At 70.9% G+C, this 15140-nt stretch carries 8 protein-coding genes; 4 read left to right on the top strand and 4 right to left on the bottom strand.

The window, feature by feature from the left end; genetic code table 11:
- Nucleotides 1-4: 4 nt before the first annotated feature.
- From ACFW47_RS32085 to ACFW47_RS32075, 3 genes are all read right to left on the bottom strand, one after another.
- Nucleotides 5-1651, bottom strand: a complete 1647-nt coding sequence (locus ACFW47_RS32085; protein WP_386307895.1) for a PQQ-binding-like beta-propeller repeat protein — start codon at nucleotides 1649-1651, stop codon at nucleotides 5-7.
- A gap of 77 nt (nucleotides 1652-1728) precedes the next feature.
- A complete protein-coding gene (locus ACFW47_RS32080) occupies nucleotides 1729-3351 on the bottom strand; it encodes an HAD-IIIC family phosphatase (protein ID WP_386287969.1) in 1623 nt (540 codons plus the stop codon).
- Nucleotides 3348-3608, bottom strand: a complete 261-nt coding sequence (locus ACFW47_RS32075) for an acyl carrier protein (RefSeq protein WP_386287971.1) — start codon at nucleotides 3606-3608, stop codon at nucleotides 3348-3350. The genes ACFW47_RS32080 and ACFW47_RS32075 overlap by 4 nt, the downstream gene beginning before the upstream one ends.
- Before the next feature lie 256 nt (nucleotides 3609-3864).
- On the opposite strand from ACFW47_RS32075, the gene ACFW47_RS32070 reads away from it, so the two are divergent.
- Nucleotides 3865-5133 (top strand): MFS transporter, encoded by a 1269-nt coding sequence (locus ACFW47_RS32070; RefSeq protein ID WP_386287973.1) that lies wholly within the window; start codon nucleotides 3865-3867, stop codon nucleotides 5131-5133.
- A gap of 76 nt (nucleotides 5134-5209) precedes the next feature.
- Here ACFW47_RS32070 and ACFW47_RS32065 read toward each other — a convergent pair whose 3' ends face one another.
- Entirely contained in the window at nucleotides 5210-6712 is a 1503-nt protein-coding gene (locus ACFW47_RS32065) for an SDR family NAD(P)-dependent oxidoreductase (RefSeq protein ID WP_386307894.1), read from the bottom strand.
- 327 nt (nucleotides 6713-7039) lie between these two features.
- On the opposite strand from ACFW47_RS32065, the gene ACFW47_RS32060 reads away from it, so the two are divergent.
- The 3 genes from ACFW47_RS32060 to ACFW47_RS32050 form a co-directional block, all read left to right on the top strand.
- Entirely contained in the window at nucleotides 7040-11767 is a 4728-nt protein-coding gene (locus ACFW47_RS32060) for a beta-ketoacyl synthase N-terminal-like domain-containing protein (RefSeq protein ID WP_386287977.1), read from the top strand.
- Nucleotides 11764-12594: a polyketide synthase dehydratase domain-containing protein gene (locus tag ACFW47_RS32055; protein WP_386287979.1), complete on the top strand. Its 831-nt coding sequence runs from the start codon at nucleotides 11764-11766 to the stop codon at nucleotides 12592-12594. The genes ACFW47_RS32060 and ACFW47_RS32055 overlap by 4 nt, the downstream gene beginning before the upstream one ends.
- A gap of 119 nt (nucleotides 12595-12713) precedes the next feature.
- Nucleotides 12714-15140, top strand: a 2427-nt coding sequence (locus ACFW47_RS32050; RefSeq protein WP_386307892.1) for a KR domain-containing protein, incomplete at its 3' end; no start/stop codon positions are given.

Genomic DNA, 15140 nt, shown 5'->3' with positions numbered 1-15140 from the left:
GTCGTCAGCGGCCGTCGAGGGTGAAGCGGTATAGCTTGTTGTTGTGGCCGCTCAGGCCTTCGCCCACATTGGAGATGTAGTAGCCGGAGCCCCAGTAGACGCTGCCGTCGACCACGGCCGCCCCGCCCCAGACGGAACCGCCGCTGGCGTAGTCCCAGAGGATCTTGCCGGTCTCTCCGTTCAGCGCATACATGTTGTTACCGCTGGGCGCCGAGGAACCCGCGTACATGACGCCGTTGGCGCTGGTGATGAAGGAGCTGTCGAGCCACTTGCCCTCCTTGCCCTGCGGGTCGGCGGTTTGCCACTCGATCTCGCCGGTGGCGGCGTCGACCGCCGCGAAGAACCCGCTCTCGACCGTGGACTTGGTCCCGTCGGCCGCGGTGATGGTCCAGGGCAGGTGATCGCCGTTGCTGATGCCGACGTAGATGCGCTTCCCGTCGGTGGCGCTGCCCCACTGGATGCCGCCCAGCGGACCGCCCGGGCCGACCTGCGTCTCCCACACGACCTTGCCGGTGGCCGGTTCGAGGGCGTAGTAGACGCCGCTCTTCTGGCCTATGCCGAGCAGGTCCTTCGGCTTGCCGTCGATCTTGGTGGTGTAGAGGTTGGGAGCGGAACCGAAGTCGAAGTCCGGGGCCTGGTTCTGCATGTACATCATCCAGGTGTCGGCCGTCAGTGTGTGATGGGCCCACTTGATCTTCCCGGTCTTCAGGTCCAGGGCGAGCACGCTGTCGAAGTGGTTGTCCTTGGACGGCGGGGTGCAGTCGGTCTGCTTCGGGTTGAGGCAGACACCCTCCGGCGAGGTGTAGTTGTTGCCCGTGCCCACGAACACCAGGCCGGTCTTGTGATCGACCACGGGCTGGCTGCCCCACACGGCGGCGCCGGTGTAGCCCTTGGGGATGGTGTGGGTCTTCCACAGGATCTTGCCGGTGCGGGCGTCGATCGCCAGGACGGCGCCCCGGAACTTCGGCTTGTCGTGCAGGGTCGACGCCTTGGACGACGTCCCCACGTAGATGACGCCGTTGTCCACGGTGGGCGAGGAGGTGATGACGGTCGTCGGGTCGGCGTCGACCTTGGTCATCCACTTCTTGTCGCCGGTCCTGGCGTCGACGGAGATGACGTACGCGCTCTTCAACGACGTCGTCGTCAGCGTGCCGGTGCCGATGAAGAGGTCGCCCTTCCAGTACGCGGGGCTGGTGCGGGACATGTGCCCCTCGACGCCGTCGTAACTGCTGATGCTGCGCGACCAGACCTTCTTGCCGCTGTCGGCGTTGATGGCCCACAGCTTGCCGCCCCAGTCCGGCACGTAGACCGTGCCGCCCACGACGGTGGGGGTGGCGGAGACGTCACCGTCGGTGGTGAAGGTCCACTTCGGCGCCAGCCTGCCCACGTTCTTCGTGCCGATGGTGCGCTCGGTGGCGGCATGGCGCGTGTTGTGGTTGTTCTGACCCGCGCTGACCCACTCGGGCTTCACGGGGACGCTGGGGGCCTTCGCGGGCTTGGCGTGGCCGGCCGCGGGGGCGGCCGCGGGGGCGCCGGTGTCGGCGGACGCGACGGTGACCAGCATGAGGGCGGCGATGCCGGCCGTGGCGACGGACAGCCTCCCCCACAGCCTTCGTCCGCGCATGGGCCGTCGTCCCGTACTGGGTTCCATGGAGTTTTCCTCGTTCCTGTGTGGGGGCCGGCTGGATCGCCGGCCGCGTGTGGTGTGGTCCGACCGGTGGGGCGCGGTTACGGCGCTGCCACCTCGGGCACGGTGGTCCAGACGGTGACCGGTACGGCGACGGCACAGGGGGCGTCGTCGGCACCGATGACTCGGCCGGAGACCTCCTTGAGGAACTGGCGCGCGGGCGCGTTGCGCGGGGTGGGCCGATAGGGCAGCCGTACGGTGCGGCAGCCGTCCGCCGCGGCCTCGGCGCAAAGCATCCGCAGCATCCGGGTCTCCACCCGGCGGTTGAGGACCCGGCAGCTGAGCAGGAAGACCGGGACGTTCAGCACGTCACCGTCGGCCTCGGCGAGGATGAGACCGACGGTGCCGTAGTCGCCGAAGACGTCGCGGACCCGCACCGTCCAGCCGCGGCCGCCGCCGTCGAGCAGCCTCCGCAGCTCCGGCACCGTGAAGGAAGTGCCCGCCAGCGTGAACTGCGTGGTGCGGCTTGTCAGTTGGGCCGCCCGGTCCAGGGCGGAGTCGGTCAGCTCCTCCATCGAGACCTCGATGGCGCAACGGGCCAGGAACTCCTCGTAGTCCACGAGGGACTGTTCCAGGGCCCGACGCTCCGGCTCGGTCCTGTACCAGTCGGCCCGCAGCCGGTCCTCGTCGGTCACCGTGAGCTGGTCGAAGGCGGCCTCGTGGGCCAGTTGCCGCCGTGCCGCGTCCGCGTCCCGGGTCAGCTCCACCACGGCGACCTCGGGCAGCGCCGCACGCACCGACGCGCACTCCACGGCGTCGTCGTCCACGAAGACGAACGAGCCGAGCGCGAGCCCCAGCTCCTGGGAGAGCTCGTAGAGGTACTGGGCCTTGGGCTGCCAGCCGATCCGGTGAGCGGTGACGTCTTCCATCGTGAGGACCATGGCGGGGTTCTCGGCGAACACGGCCCGTACGTCCGCCTCTTCGTTGCGGCTGCACAGGCACAGCAGCTTTCCCTGCGCCCGCTGGTCCCGCATGAACTCCTGGACCGCGCGCCGCCCCGGGCCGATCTCCACCCCGAGCGGACCATCCTCGCCGCACACCCCGGCCCACAGGGTGTTGTCGCAGTCAAGGACCACGACCTTGCGGGGCCCCCGCCACGTCGTGCCGGCCAGCCGCACCAGCCAATCGGCGAGCGCGTCGAAGTACTCGTCGGTGTAGGGGAGATGAGCGATGCGGTCGGCGTACTCGTCGTGCGTCCGCGGCACCTCGTAGCGATCCGTGAGGTCGTCGAGCGCCACGAGGTGCATGCCCGGCAGCGGGGTGACGGTCTCGGTGACCCGCCGCGTGGCGGCCTCGATCCACCGGGCGCGGGCGGGGTCGGCGAGGGCTCCCGGCGACGGCGGCGTCAGGGCCACCAGCCAGGTGGCCGCGGAGCGGTTGGGAACGGCGGACAGCACCGAGAGCAGCTCGTCCAGGAGCCGGTCACCGGCCGAGGGGTCCGCGCCGCCGCGGAACAGGTCCTCGGCCCGCAGCAGCACGACGTTCACCCCGGCATGGCTCAGCAGCACGCTGCCGGGGTCCAGCAGCGGCTCCAGAAGCTGTCCGTACGGTGCCGTCGCCACCTCACGCCCGGTGTCCCGCAGCCGCCGCGCCACGGCGTCCCCGAGCCCGTCCGACGTGAAGGTCGCGGCGAGGGCGATGCCCGGCTTCCTCTCGTCGCTCATGCGGCTCGGCCGTCCCGGTGCGCGCGGATGGCCGCCGCGAGTTCGGCAGCGGTCGTGTCGTTGCCGAGCGCGTGCACGGGCAGCTCCACACCCAGTTCGCGCCAAAGCCGCGACAGCACGCGCACGGCCCGCATCGAGTCTCCGCCCAGCGCGGCGAAGGGGACGTCCGGGTCGACCGCGTCCAGACCCAGGACCGCGCGGAACACCTCGAGCACCGTGTTTTCCACGGATATGGCCTTCAGTTCGTTCGCTTCCATCTGGAGAACACCCTCGTTTCGGCCGTGACCGGCCAACGCATTCGGCTGAAAAGGCGAACAGGCAGGGCCGACTTCACCGTGCGGGAATACGATGGGTTCGGCAGCGCACCTGTTCAGATTCTTTCGAACAGCGTGCTCCCCGCCGGTCAGGCGGCACTCAAGCCACACTCAAGTCCGGTCACTGCAAAGGAAGTTCGTGCGTTACGATACCGCCCGCGGTCGTTGTGCCCCCCACCGATCTACGGGAGAATCACCCATGCGCAAAAGCGGGTTGGCCAGCCTCATCCCTCTTTACTTCATCATCCTGATCGACAACTTGAGCGTCAGCCTCATCATTCCGGTGCTGATTCCCATCTCTTATGACGCCGACATCGGCGTCCTGAGCAGTGGCGGAACCAGCACCCGCGACCTGTTCTACGGGGTCGCGATCGGCAGCTATTCACTGGCGATGTTCTTCGGTGCGCCGCTGCTCGGCTCGCTGTCCGACCACTTCCGCCGCAAGAAGACGCTGGCGCTGTGCCTGCTGGGCCTTGCCCTCGGCTACGCACTGACCATCTGGGGGCTGGTCGGCCGGGACGTCGCGCTGTTCGTCGCCGGACGTGTGGTCGGCGGCCTGTTCTCCGGCAGCCTGCCGGTCGCCCAGGCGGCGATCCTGGACGTCACGCCGAAGGAACGCCGTGTGAACTCCATCGGCCTGATCATGTTCTGCGTCTCGACCGGTTACGTGGTGGGCCCGCTCATCGGCGGCTACCTCAGCGACTCCACCCTGGTCTCCTGGTTCGACCTCAAGACGCCCTTCATCTTCGTGGCCGGCATCACGCTGCTGAACCTGCTGGTGCTGCTGGTCTCCTTCCGGGAGGAGCCGGCGCCCCGGCCGACGGGGCGCATGGCCTTCCCGAACCCGGTCAAGCACCTCATGGAGTCCTTCACCTTCTCCGGGGTCAGGGTGCTCGCCGCGGCGCTGCTGCTCATGTCCCTGGGTTGGACGGCCTTCTTCCAGTTCATCGGCTTGTACCTGACGGCCAACGAAGGTTTCGGCCAGCGCGCGGTCACCAACCTCATCTCGGTGGTCGGTGTCGGCCTCGCGGCGTCCTTCCTCTCCCTGGTGCCGCTCTCGATGAAGTACCTCAGGCCGCAGATCGCGGTGGCCGGGTCGCTCGCGGCGATGACCGTGTGCGTCGCCGGCACCGCGCTGACCGGTTCGAGGGTCGCGCTCTACGGCCTGTGCCTGGTGGGCGCGGCCGCCTACGGCATCTCCTACAGCGGTCTCGTGGGCATGATGTCCGCCGCCGTGGACGACAGCCACCAGGGTTCCGTCATGGGCACGGCCGGAGCCATCGCCGCCATCTCCGCGGGCCTTTCGGGCGTCGTGTTCGGCATCATCGACGGCTCCAGCTCGCTGCCCATCTTCTCCGCCGCGGCCTTCGTCCTCCTCGGATTCCTGCTGTTCGCCGCGGTGCGGCCTGGCGCCGTGACCTCCCACGAGGAGCCGCGGGAGAGCGTGGACAGGACCTCCGCGGTCTGAGAGCCGCCCCTGGGGACAGCCGCCGACCGCGGGCGGCTGCCAGCCCCGGGGGCCGCCTTCGGCACCGGGCCCTTCGTCACGTCGGCCCGGCCGGAATCGGGCCGACGGGCTCCCCCTCCCCGATCAGGTGCGGGGCTCCGTCGGCGGGCGCGGGCTCCAGCAGATGGCGCACCAGCCGCGCCGCCACCGGTTCCACCGGTCCGGCCGTCTCCCGGGCGCCGGGCGAGTTCGTCTGCTCGGTCCACAACATGCCCGGCCGCGCGAGGCGGAACGCCACACCGGGGTGGTGCCGGGCGGCCCAGCGGACCAGACCCTCCACGGCGGACTTCGCCGCGACGTAGTGCGGCCAGTCGCGCGGGGGTTCGTCCAGCGCGGCCGAGGAGATCACCAGGCATCGGCCCCTCCCCGGCTCCAGGAGCGGGAGCAGCCCGGTCATCGGCGCGCTGACCAGCCGCAGCGAACCGGTCAGGAACGCGTCCATCCGTTCCAGGTCGGTGGCGGCCAGGTCGAGCGTGCGCAGGGGTGGGGCCGCGCTGCACACCAGGAAACCGAGCCGGCCGTGCTCGCGCTCGACGCGGGAGCGCAGTTCGGCGCTCCAGCGCGGGTCCGCGGCGTCGCCGGGCACGGAGTGCAGCCGCCCCGGCAGCCCTTCGGCCTCGGCCCTCAGGGCAGGGGGCAGCGTGTCCCGATGCCCGACGAAGACCTCGGCGCCCTGTGATGCCAGGGCGAGCGACAGAGCCGCACCGAGCCCGCGGCTGCCGCCGACGACGACGGCCGACGCGCCCCGCAGCCGGGTCGACGGACTCAAGTGCTCGCCCAGCGCGGCCGCGGTGGCCGGCGGCGCGGGCGTGCGGACCATGGCCTCGATCTCGGACTCGGCGACGACCACGCCGTCCGCCGTGATCTGTCCGACGATCGACACCAGTCCGAAGCGCAGGTCGGTGTGGACGACGCGGGCGCTGTACGACAGCCGCGCCGGCCCCCGCGCGGCGACCGGCAGGAAGCGCAGCGCCACCCGGCCGAGCAGGCAGTTCTCTCCCGGCAGGCGCATCCCGGCCACATAGCTCGACCACAACAAGCAGGCCAGCGGCGTCGGCCCGAGCAGCCGGGACGCGACCGGGAACCGCCCGCGCAGCGCGTGGGTCCCCTCCGGGCCGTACTCTCCGGACACCGCGGTGCCCGACGGCAGGTCCTCGATCCCGTGCCGGGCAGCCGGCCGGTCCTGCGGCACGGGCAGCGGATCAAGGTCCGCCGGGGCGCCGGGACGCACACGTACGGTCAGGCAGGTACGGTCCCCGTCGAGCAGCCGGTAGCCGAGGCCGGTCCTGGCCTCGCCCAACGCCTCGGAGCGGTAACGCACGCCGGGGAACACCGGGTTGCCGAAGTCGGCCTCGACAGCCGTGGCGCCCGCCCCGGCGTCCGCCGCCTGTTCGTCCAGCGTCGCCAGGACGGCGAGGACACCGTGGGCGACGGTCCGCCCGAAGGGGGTGCGGCGGGCATGGCCGGGCGAGCAGTGCAGCGCGTTCTGGTCGCCACTGACCCGCGCGAACAGCGCCACGTCGTCTTCCGAGAGCAGCACGTGTGAACCTCCGATGAGGGCGTCGACCTTGAAGCGGCGGTGTCCAATCGCGGTCCGGAAGCAGTTGAACACCCGACAGCACAATGGGCCCCGTACACGCCGGTGACAAGGGCTTCCCGTACGGGACCACGGGTACGTGTGCGCGCCGGCCTGCGGAGTCGACCGCAATTCGAGTGCAGGTATGTCGAAGCCGTGTACCAATTACTGCGGTGTCCTGGGCGGTTGAAAGGCTGAGGTATGACGGAGCGTCAGGCAAGCGCCTACGAGCGCTTTCAGTGGAATCGGTATCAACAGAATCCCGATGACCCGGGACTTACCGTCGGCTATGTGTACGCGCTGACCGGAGACGTGGACACCGACCGTCTCGACGGCGCGCTTCGGGAAGTGGTGTCCACCGCATTTCCGCGGCTCCTCAGCTATTTCACCGAAGTCGGCCCGGACCTGGTGGCGAAGAGCCGCCCCGTGCCCCGGCGGGTGCTGCGGCGCTGCGAGCGCCAGGACGACCTCCTCGACGCCGGCGGCATCGATCCCACCGGCCAGGAGCTCTTCCGCTTCCGCTACTGGCGCGCGTCCGACACCCGGCTCCTGCTCCGCCTGGACTTCAGCCATGTGGTGTTCGACGGCGGCTGCTACGCCCCGTTCCTCGCCGCACTCGGCGCCTGCTGGAGGGGGGAACCCCCGCTTCTCGAGCGGTTGTTCGCCGCGGCGCCTCGCTCCGACGCCGACCGTGACTCGGCCTACTGGCGATCGCTTCTCGCGGGCCGCAGACTGCACCAGCCGCTGCCCTTCGCGGCACCGGCGCCCCACGGGGACGGTCGCCGGATCGCGGTCAAGGAGACGCTCACCGGCGCACAGGCCGAGGACATCCACCGGTTCCTGCGCCACCACGAGCTGAGCCTGCTCCAGTTCGTGGTGGGTGTCACCGGCGCCCTCGTGCACGCCTACGGCGACGACGACCGCGACGTCGTGGTCGCGCACACCGTGGACACGCGGACGTACGGAGCGCCCTACGGCTGCCACACCAACCTGCTGCCGCTGTGGCTGGACGTCGCGGCCCAGCCGTCCGCGCTGGCGTTGTTCGAGCAGGTGCGCACGCAGCGCGAGGACCTGCGCGACCACCAGGGCTTCTCCACCCTCGACCTGCTCGCCCTGGCCGCGGCCGAACACGGCGGCGCCGCCAACCGGGGCGGCAGCGTGCTCAACCTCGTGGTGAACTCCTCCTCCGCGATGCTGCCCACCGCGCTGCCGGACCTCGCGGGGGTGGACGCCTCCTGGGTCCGCAAGCCCTACACCGGAAGTTCGAGCGAGCTGAGCGTCAACTTCAGCTCCGACGAGCAGGGCATCCACCTCTCCTTCGACTCCTCCACGCGCGTACTGTCCCCCGAGGCCCTGTCGGCCCTGGCCACCAACTTCCTGCGTCTGGCCCGGTTCATGACCACCGCGCCGCACCGCCCGACCACGCGGTGCGACCTGTCACGCCCGCTGGAACCGGTGGCCGAGGGGGCCGCCCGTACCGCCCCGTACGGCCAGGGGCTGGGCGCGGCCCTGGTGGAAGCCGCGGAAGCGGATCCGGACCGGCTGGCCGTCGTGGACGACCACCGCTCGCTCACGTACGGCGAGTTGCTGGACGCCGCGGACCGGCTCGGCGACGCCCTGGCCCCGGACGACACACGGCCGGTCGGCGTCTTCCTGGAGCGGTCGACCGCGATCCCCGTCGCGTACCTGACCGCGCTGGCCCGGCGCCGCACGTTCGTGCCGCTGGACCCCGGTCTGCCGGACAGCAGGCTCGGGTACATGGCCGAGACCGCCGGTCTCGGCGTCGTCCTGGTGGACGCGGCGACCCGGGACCGGGCGGCCCGGCTGTTCCCCGGCCTGCCCACGCGGGAGGTGGACGGCGCCCCGCCGGCCTCCCCGCGGCCGCGCGGCAGCCGGCCGGCGGGCCCGGCCGACGCCGACCGTACCGCCTACGTGCTGTTCACCTCGGGATCGACCGGCACCCCCAAGGGCGTCGCGGTCAGCGAGGGCAACCTCGTCAACTTCCTGCACTCCGTGCGCCAGGACCCCGGGATGGGCCCGGACGACCGTATCGTGGCCCTGACCCCGATCGGCTTCGACATCTCCCTCCTGGAGATACTGCTGCCGCTGCTGTGCGGTGCGACCGTCCAGGTGCTCTCCGAGGAGGCCAGGGCCAGTGCCACCCTGCTGGCCGAGCGCATCGACGCCGGCGGAGCGACCGTCGTCCAGGCCACGCCGTCCACCTGGCGCATCCTGGAGTCCGCCGGCTGGCGGGCACGGCGGCCCATGACCCTGCTGTCCGGCGGGGAGGCCCTGGACCACGACCTCGCGCGGTACCTGCTGAGCCAGAGCGCCGCCGTCTACAACATGTACGGCCCGACCGAGGCCACCATCTGGGCGAGCTGGCAGCGCGTGACCGACCCCGGACGCATCCACCTGGGCGAGCCGGCCCTGGGCACCCGGTACTACGTGGTGGACGCCGACGGGCGGTCCGTGGCCCCGGGCATGCGCGGCGAGCTGATGATCGCCGGTGACTGCGTGGCCCAGGGCTACCTGAACGCCCCGGCAACCGCCTTTGGCGCGCTGCCTGACGGCACGCCCTCCTACCTGACCGGCGACCTGGTCCGCTACGACGGGACCGGGCACCTCACCTACGTCTCCCGCAAGGACGGCCAGCGCAAGGTCAACGGCCACCGGATCGAACTCGGCGAGGTGGCCGCCGCGGTAGCCGCCCAGGCCCCGTCCGCGACCGTGATCGCCGTCGTGCGGCCGGAGCCCGAGCCGCACCTGCGCTGCTTCGTGCGGCTGCCCGCCACCGAGCCCTTCGACGCCGCCGCGGTGCGCGACGGGTGCCGGGGCACCCTGCCGTACTACATGGTGCCCCAGGCCGTGCACCGGCTGACCGAGATACCGCTCACGCCCAATGGCAAGACCGACGTCAAGAAGCTCAGCGAGGCTCCCCTGTCCTCGCTCGACCTGTATCCGCAGGACGAGGTGCCCGCCCCGACGCCCGACAGGCAGCAGGCCGCGGCGGACACCGACGAGGCGGGCGGGCAGGGCCTCCTCGCCGAGCTGCGGCAGCTCGTCGCCGGCGAACTGAGCCTGCCGGAGCCGGACATCGACCGGCCCCTGGGCTACCAAGGCGTCACCTCGCTCGGCTACAACGTCCTCGCCGCGCGGATCAGCGAGCGGTACGGCGTCGTCGTGCACGCACACGACTTCTACCGTATGAACACCCTGCGCGTCGTCGCGGAGACCGTCGCGCGGCTCACGGACGGGCGCGCCCCCATGGGACGCGTGAGCGGGCCCCGGACGCCGCGGGGCGCCCGGCCGGCGGCTGCGCGGCGGACCGGCGACGGCAGCCGCCTGGCCATCGTCGGCCTCGCGGCGGTACTGCCCGGCGGCCCGGACCCCGACACGTTCTGGCAGACTCTGCTCGACGGAAGGGACTGCGTCCGGCCGGCCGACAGTGAGCGTCGGCTCCCCGGCGAGGTCGCCGGATTCCTCCCCGGGATCAGGGGGTTCGACGCCCGGTTCTTCTCCATCTCGCCCCGGGAGGCGAGCTGGATGGACCCGCGCCAGCGGCTGCTGCTGCAGTCCGTGTGGCACACGCTCGAGGACGCCGGGTACGCCCCCTCCGAGCTGAGCGGCTCACGCACCGGCTGCTACATGGCGGCCACCGGCAACGACTACGCGCTGCTCCAGGCCAGGGCCGGCGCGCGGCAGATCCCGTACTCCCTGGTGGGGCACTCCATGAGCCTCATCGCGAACCGCATCTCCTCCTGGTTCGACTGGCGAGGCCCCTCCACGGTCATCGACACCGCCTGCTCGGGCTCCCTGGTGGCGCTGGTCAAGGCGTGCCGCGACCTGCGCGCCGGGGTTTGCGACGCGGCCGTGGTCGGCGGCGTCAACCTCATCCTCGACTCCCAGATCAACGAGGGGCTCCACTCGGCGCGGTTCCTCTCCCCGGACCACCGGTGCGCGGCCTTCGACGCCTCGGCCAACGGCTACGTCCGCGGAGAGGGTTACGGAAGCTTCCTCGTCAAGCGCCTGGAGGACGCCCTCGCCGACGGCGACGACATCCGCGCGGTCGTGGAGAGCGTGGCGGAGAACCACGGCGGCCGCGCCAACTCGCTCACCGCCCCGAACCCCAACGCCCAGTACAGCCTCCTCCTGGACGCCTACACGCCCGAACTCGCCGCCCGCACCGGCTACATCGAGACCCACGGGACGGGCACGGTCCTGGGTGACGCGATCGAGATCGACGCGCTGAAGCGGGCCTGGGAGCAGCTGGTGCCGGGGGCCGCGGGACGCCGTGTGCGACTCGGCGCGGTCAAGTCCCACATCGGGCACCTGGAACCCGCCGCCGGAGTCGCCTCCGTGACCAAGGTGATCAAGGCCTTCGAACACCGGACCCTCCCGGGCAACCTGCACTTCCAGGAACTCAACCCCGGCATCACGCTGGAGGGCACTCCCTTCGAGGTGGTGGACAAGACCGGCCCCTGGGACGACGACGGCGAACTCGTCGCCGGGATCAGCTCCTTCGGCTTCGGCGGCACCAACGCGCACGTCGTGCTCTCAGCGCCGCCGACGCCCCCCGTCCGGCGCTCCGCCCGCGCGCAGGCCCGTCTCGTACCGCTGTCGGCACGCACCCCGCACGCGCTGCGCCGTCTGACGGCCGGGCTGCTTGACCACCTCGATCGGCGGGGGCCGCTGACAGACGAGGACCTGCGCGACCTCTCGTACACCCTGTGCCGGCGCGAGCACCTGACGTACCGCCTCGCATGGTGCCCGTCATCCGGCGACGAGTTGCTGCAGGCGCTGCGCACGGCGGGCGAACCCGTCCAGACACAGGCACGGGAGCAGGCAGGGGGCGAGGGGCGACCGACCCCCGATTCGGCCCGCGAGGCGTACCTGTCCGGTCGACCGGTCGACTGGCAGGCCCTGTTCGCGCCGCACAGGCCGCACCGGCTGCGGCTGCCCGGATACCCGTTCGACGAGACGGACCTCTGGTTCACGGATGAGGGGCGCAGCGCATGACGACCGAAGCCTACAAGGCGGCCGGCCCCGCCGCGGTGGAGCCGATCCGGCTGGTCGCAGCCGACGGGCCCGGTACCTTCCGGGCGCACATCGACCCCGCCCACACCTATCTGCAAGAACACCTGGTCGGCGGATGCCGGGTCCTGCCCGGTGTCGCCTGCCTGGAGATGGCGCTGCGCGGCGCCGCTCACCTCCACCCCGGCGCCACGGCGTACGCCATCAGGGACGCCGCCTGGCTGCGGCCGATCTCCGGTGAGGAGCCGCTGGACGAACTCGTCGTGGCCTTCCGCTCCGCACCCGGCGCGAGGACGGTGGACTACACCGTCACCAATCGCGGTGCGCTCTGCGGCATGGGCACGCTCCTTCTCGACAGGCTCGACCGGGCTCCCGCGGTGGGCCTGGAGGTGCGCGACGAGATCTGCGCGCACACCACGTCCCACCTCACCCGGCGGGAACTCTACGAGGAGTTCTCGAACATGGGCATCGACTACGGCCCGTACTTCCGTCGCAATACCTATGTCCAGCGGTACGGACAACGGTCACTGGCCTGGCTCTCACACAACGACGGAACGCCGATGGGGATGGTCAACCTGCTCGACTGTTCCTTCCAATCAGGCATGGCGATATCCATCGGAGAACACCGTGACAGCCTGATGCCCTTTTCCATGGGGCATATGATCTTTCACGCTCCGGCGCGTTTTCCCGCCGACTCCGCTTTCGTCCTGACGGAGAAACTGTCTCCCTTCAGGACCAACTTCACGGTATTCGACGAGGAATACGGACCGCTTCTCTCGGTGATCGACCTCGGTGTGAAACCCGCTCTTTGAACCCGGAGTCCTAGACATAGGGGATTGTGTTGAGTCGCAACGAATGGCGAAGCGGGAGTTCCGCGCCCGGAACGGCGTGCCCCGATGTCTCGCTGGTCCGCCGTGCCGCCGTGGACTCGATGGTGTTCGCACCGCAGTGGACCCACGGCCGGGTGGCCCCGCCGCGCGGCGCCGGGCACGGCCCGCGGACCTTCCTGGTGCCGCCAGGACAGGTAGGCCTGCACAAGGAACTGACGGAACGCTTCACGGACAGCAGAGTGCTGCTCCTGGACGGCACGGCGGTCGCCGGGCTCGCCGCCGCGCCCGCCGCCGACGAGCACCTGGTGTTCGTCAGCCGCACCTCATGGGCCGACGGCATCCGTGACGCGGACCTCACGGCCTTCCTCGGCCTCGCGCACGCCCTCGACCGATGGCCGCGGGTCCGGCTCGACGTGTTCACCGACAAGGCGGTGCACAGCCCGCTGTTCACCGCCGCCACCCACCCCGTCGACGGGGTGTACGTCGGCCTGACCCAGGCCCTCGCCAAGGAGCGGCCCGACTGGTCGGTGCGCTGCTTCAGCCTCGCGGACCTCACCGCGCGGTCGCTGGACGAGGCCCTGGAACGGCCCCTGCCGTCCGTCACGGGCGCGCCCGTCTGTGTCCGCGGTGACGAGTACGCCGTCGCGTCGATGGAGCCGGCCGCCCTCGCACCGTGGCCGGACCGCTCGGCGTTCCGGACCGGAGGGACCTACGTCATCCTCGGCGGCACCGGCGGACTCGGCGGCCTGCTCGCCGAGTACCTGGCCGCCACTTACCGGGCCGAGGTGGTCGTCATCGGCCGCCGCGCGCCCGAGGACTTCGCCCGCGACGCCGACCGCATCCGGGAGCTCGGGGCCCGCGGGGTCCACTACCACCAGGTGGACCTGGCCAACGGCCCGGAGCTCAGGCGCGCGCTCGACGCCCACGACGTCATCAACGGCGTCGTGCACTCGGCGCTCGTGCTCCAGGACGCCACCCTCGCCACCATGAGCGAGCGCGTGCTCACCGACGTACTACGCCCCAAGCTGCACGGCACCCGCCACCTGGTGGACGCGCTGCGCGGCAGGGACCTCGACTTCTGCCTCTTCTTCTCCTCCGTGCAGGCCCATATCGCCAGCGCCGGACAGGGCAACTACGCCGCCGCGTGCGTGGCCAAGGACGCCTACGCGGACCTTCTCCACCAAGCCCTGCTGATCGACGCCAAGGTCATCAACTGGGGCTATTGGGGCGAAGTCGGGGTCGTGGCGAAGCCGGAGTACCGGGAGCGGATGCAAGGCCTTGGAATCGGCTCGATCGAACCGGCCGAAGGGCTGGCGGTCATCGAGCGGTTCCTCGCGGCCGACGACCGAAGGATCACCTGTGTGAAAGGAACGGAAGAGGCGTTGAAGCGCATGGGAATCACGCCACACGACTTCGCACCCCCCACGGCAACGCCCGCAGGCTCTCCGGGAGTCCTCGACGACGTGGTGCCGGTCCTGCGGGAGGACGACGCCGACGTCGCCCGCAACCGGGACCTCTCCGAGCGGCTGGAGGCGTACACCCGGTGGCGGCTGCGGCAGGTTCCGCTGCCGGCGACGGCGATCGACAAGTACGCTCTCCTGACGGACGCCATCGGCGCGATGCCGTCCGCGCAGTCCGAGCCCCGGGCCGGACTCCTTCGGGACTACCCGGAGCTGACGGGACACATCACGCTGCTCGACCGGTGCCTCGACCACCTGCCCGACGTCCTGAGCGGCGCCACCGACGCGGTGGAGGTGCTCTTCCCCGACGGCTCCTTCGACCTCGTCGCGCCGGTCTACCAGAGCAATCCCATCGCCGACTACTTCAACCGGATCTGCGCGCAGGTGGTGACCAACTACCAGCGCCGCACGGCGGGCCGCCCGCTGCGCGTACTGGAGATCGGGGCCGGCACCGGCAGTACCACCAAGTTCGTGCTGCCGCTCCTCGACCCGAGCGACGTGAGCTACCACTTCACCGACCTCTCGTACGCGTTCCTGCACAAGGCCCGGGATGCCTTCGGCGACGACTACCCGTACCTCTCCTACGAGATCTGCAACATCGAGAGCCCGCCCGAGGAGTACACGGGGGCCTTCGACGTCGTCGTGGCCACCAACGTGCTGCACGCGACGTCGAACGTCCCCGGCACCCTCCGCAACGTGCGCAAGGTGTTGCGGGAGGGCGGAATCCTCGTCCTCAACGAGATCACCACCCGGCAGGACTACGCCACGCTCACCTTCGGCCTCACCGACGGCTGGTGGCTCAGCAACGACCCGTACCGCATCGAACACAGCCCCCTGCTCAGCAGTGACCAGTGGCAACTGCTCATGGGCGAGGCCGGCTTCGGCGCCGTGCGGACCCACGGGGGCGAGGGACAGCAGGTCCTGGTCGCGCTGGCCGGTGCGGCCGACACGACCGCCCGGTCCGCCGAGTCCTCCTCGGCCGCCGAATCCGCTGGGGCACCTGATGTGCGGGGACAGGTGGAGCTGTTCGTCCGCGAGGTGATCGCGGAGACGATGCGGCTGGATGTG

The sequence above is a fragment of the Streptomyces sp. NPDC058796 genome (assembly GCF_042745235.1).
In the GTDB taxonomy this organism is placed as follows: domain Bacteria; phylum Actinomycetota; class Actinomycetes; order Streptomycetales; family Streptomycetaceae; genus Streptomyces.
This window is presented reverse-complemented; position numbering and strand designations above follow the sequence as displayed.

Bases quoted from the DNA above. Each gene is read 5' to 3' on its own strand.
- ACFW47_RS32085 (WP_386307895.1), bottom strand. From the start codon at position 1,651: ATGGAACCCAGTACGGGACGACGGCCCATGCGCGGACGAAGGCTGTGG.
- ACFW47_RS32080 (WP_386287969.1), bottom strand. From the start codon at position 3,351: ATGAGCGACGAGAGGAAGCCGGGCATCGCCCTCGCCGCGACCTTCACG.
- ACFW47_RS32075 (WP_386287971.1), bottom strand. From the start codon at position 3,608: ATGGAAGCGAACGAACTGAAGGCCATATCCGTGGAAAACACGGTGCTC.
- ACFW47_RS32070 (WP_386287973.1), top strand. From the start codon at position 3,865: ATGCGCAAAAGCGGGTTGGCCAGCCTCATCCCTCTTTACTTCATCATC.
- ACFW47_RS32055 (WP_386287979.1), top strand. From the start codon at position 11,764: ATGACGACCGAAGCCTACAAGGCGGCCGGCCCCGCCGCGGTGGAGCCG.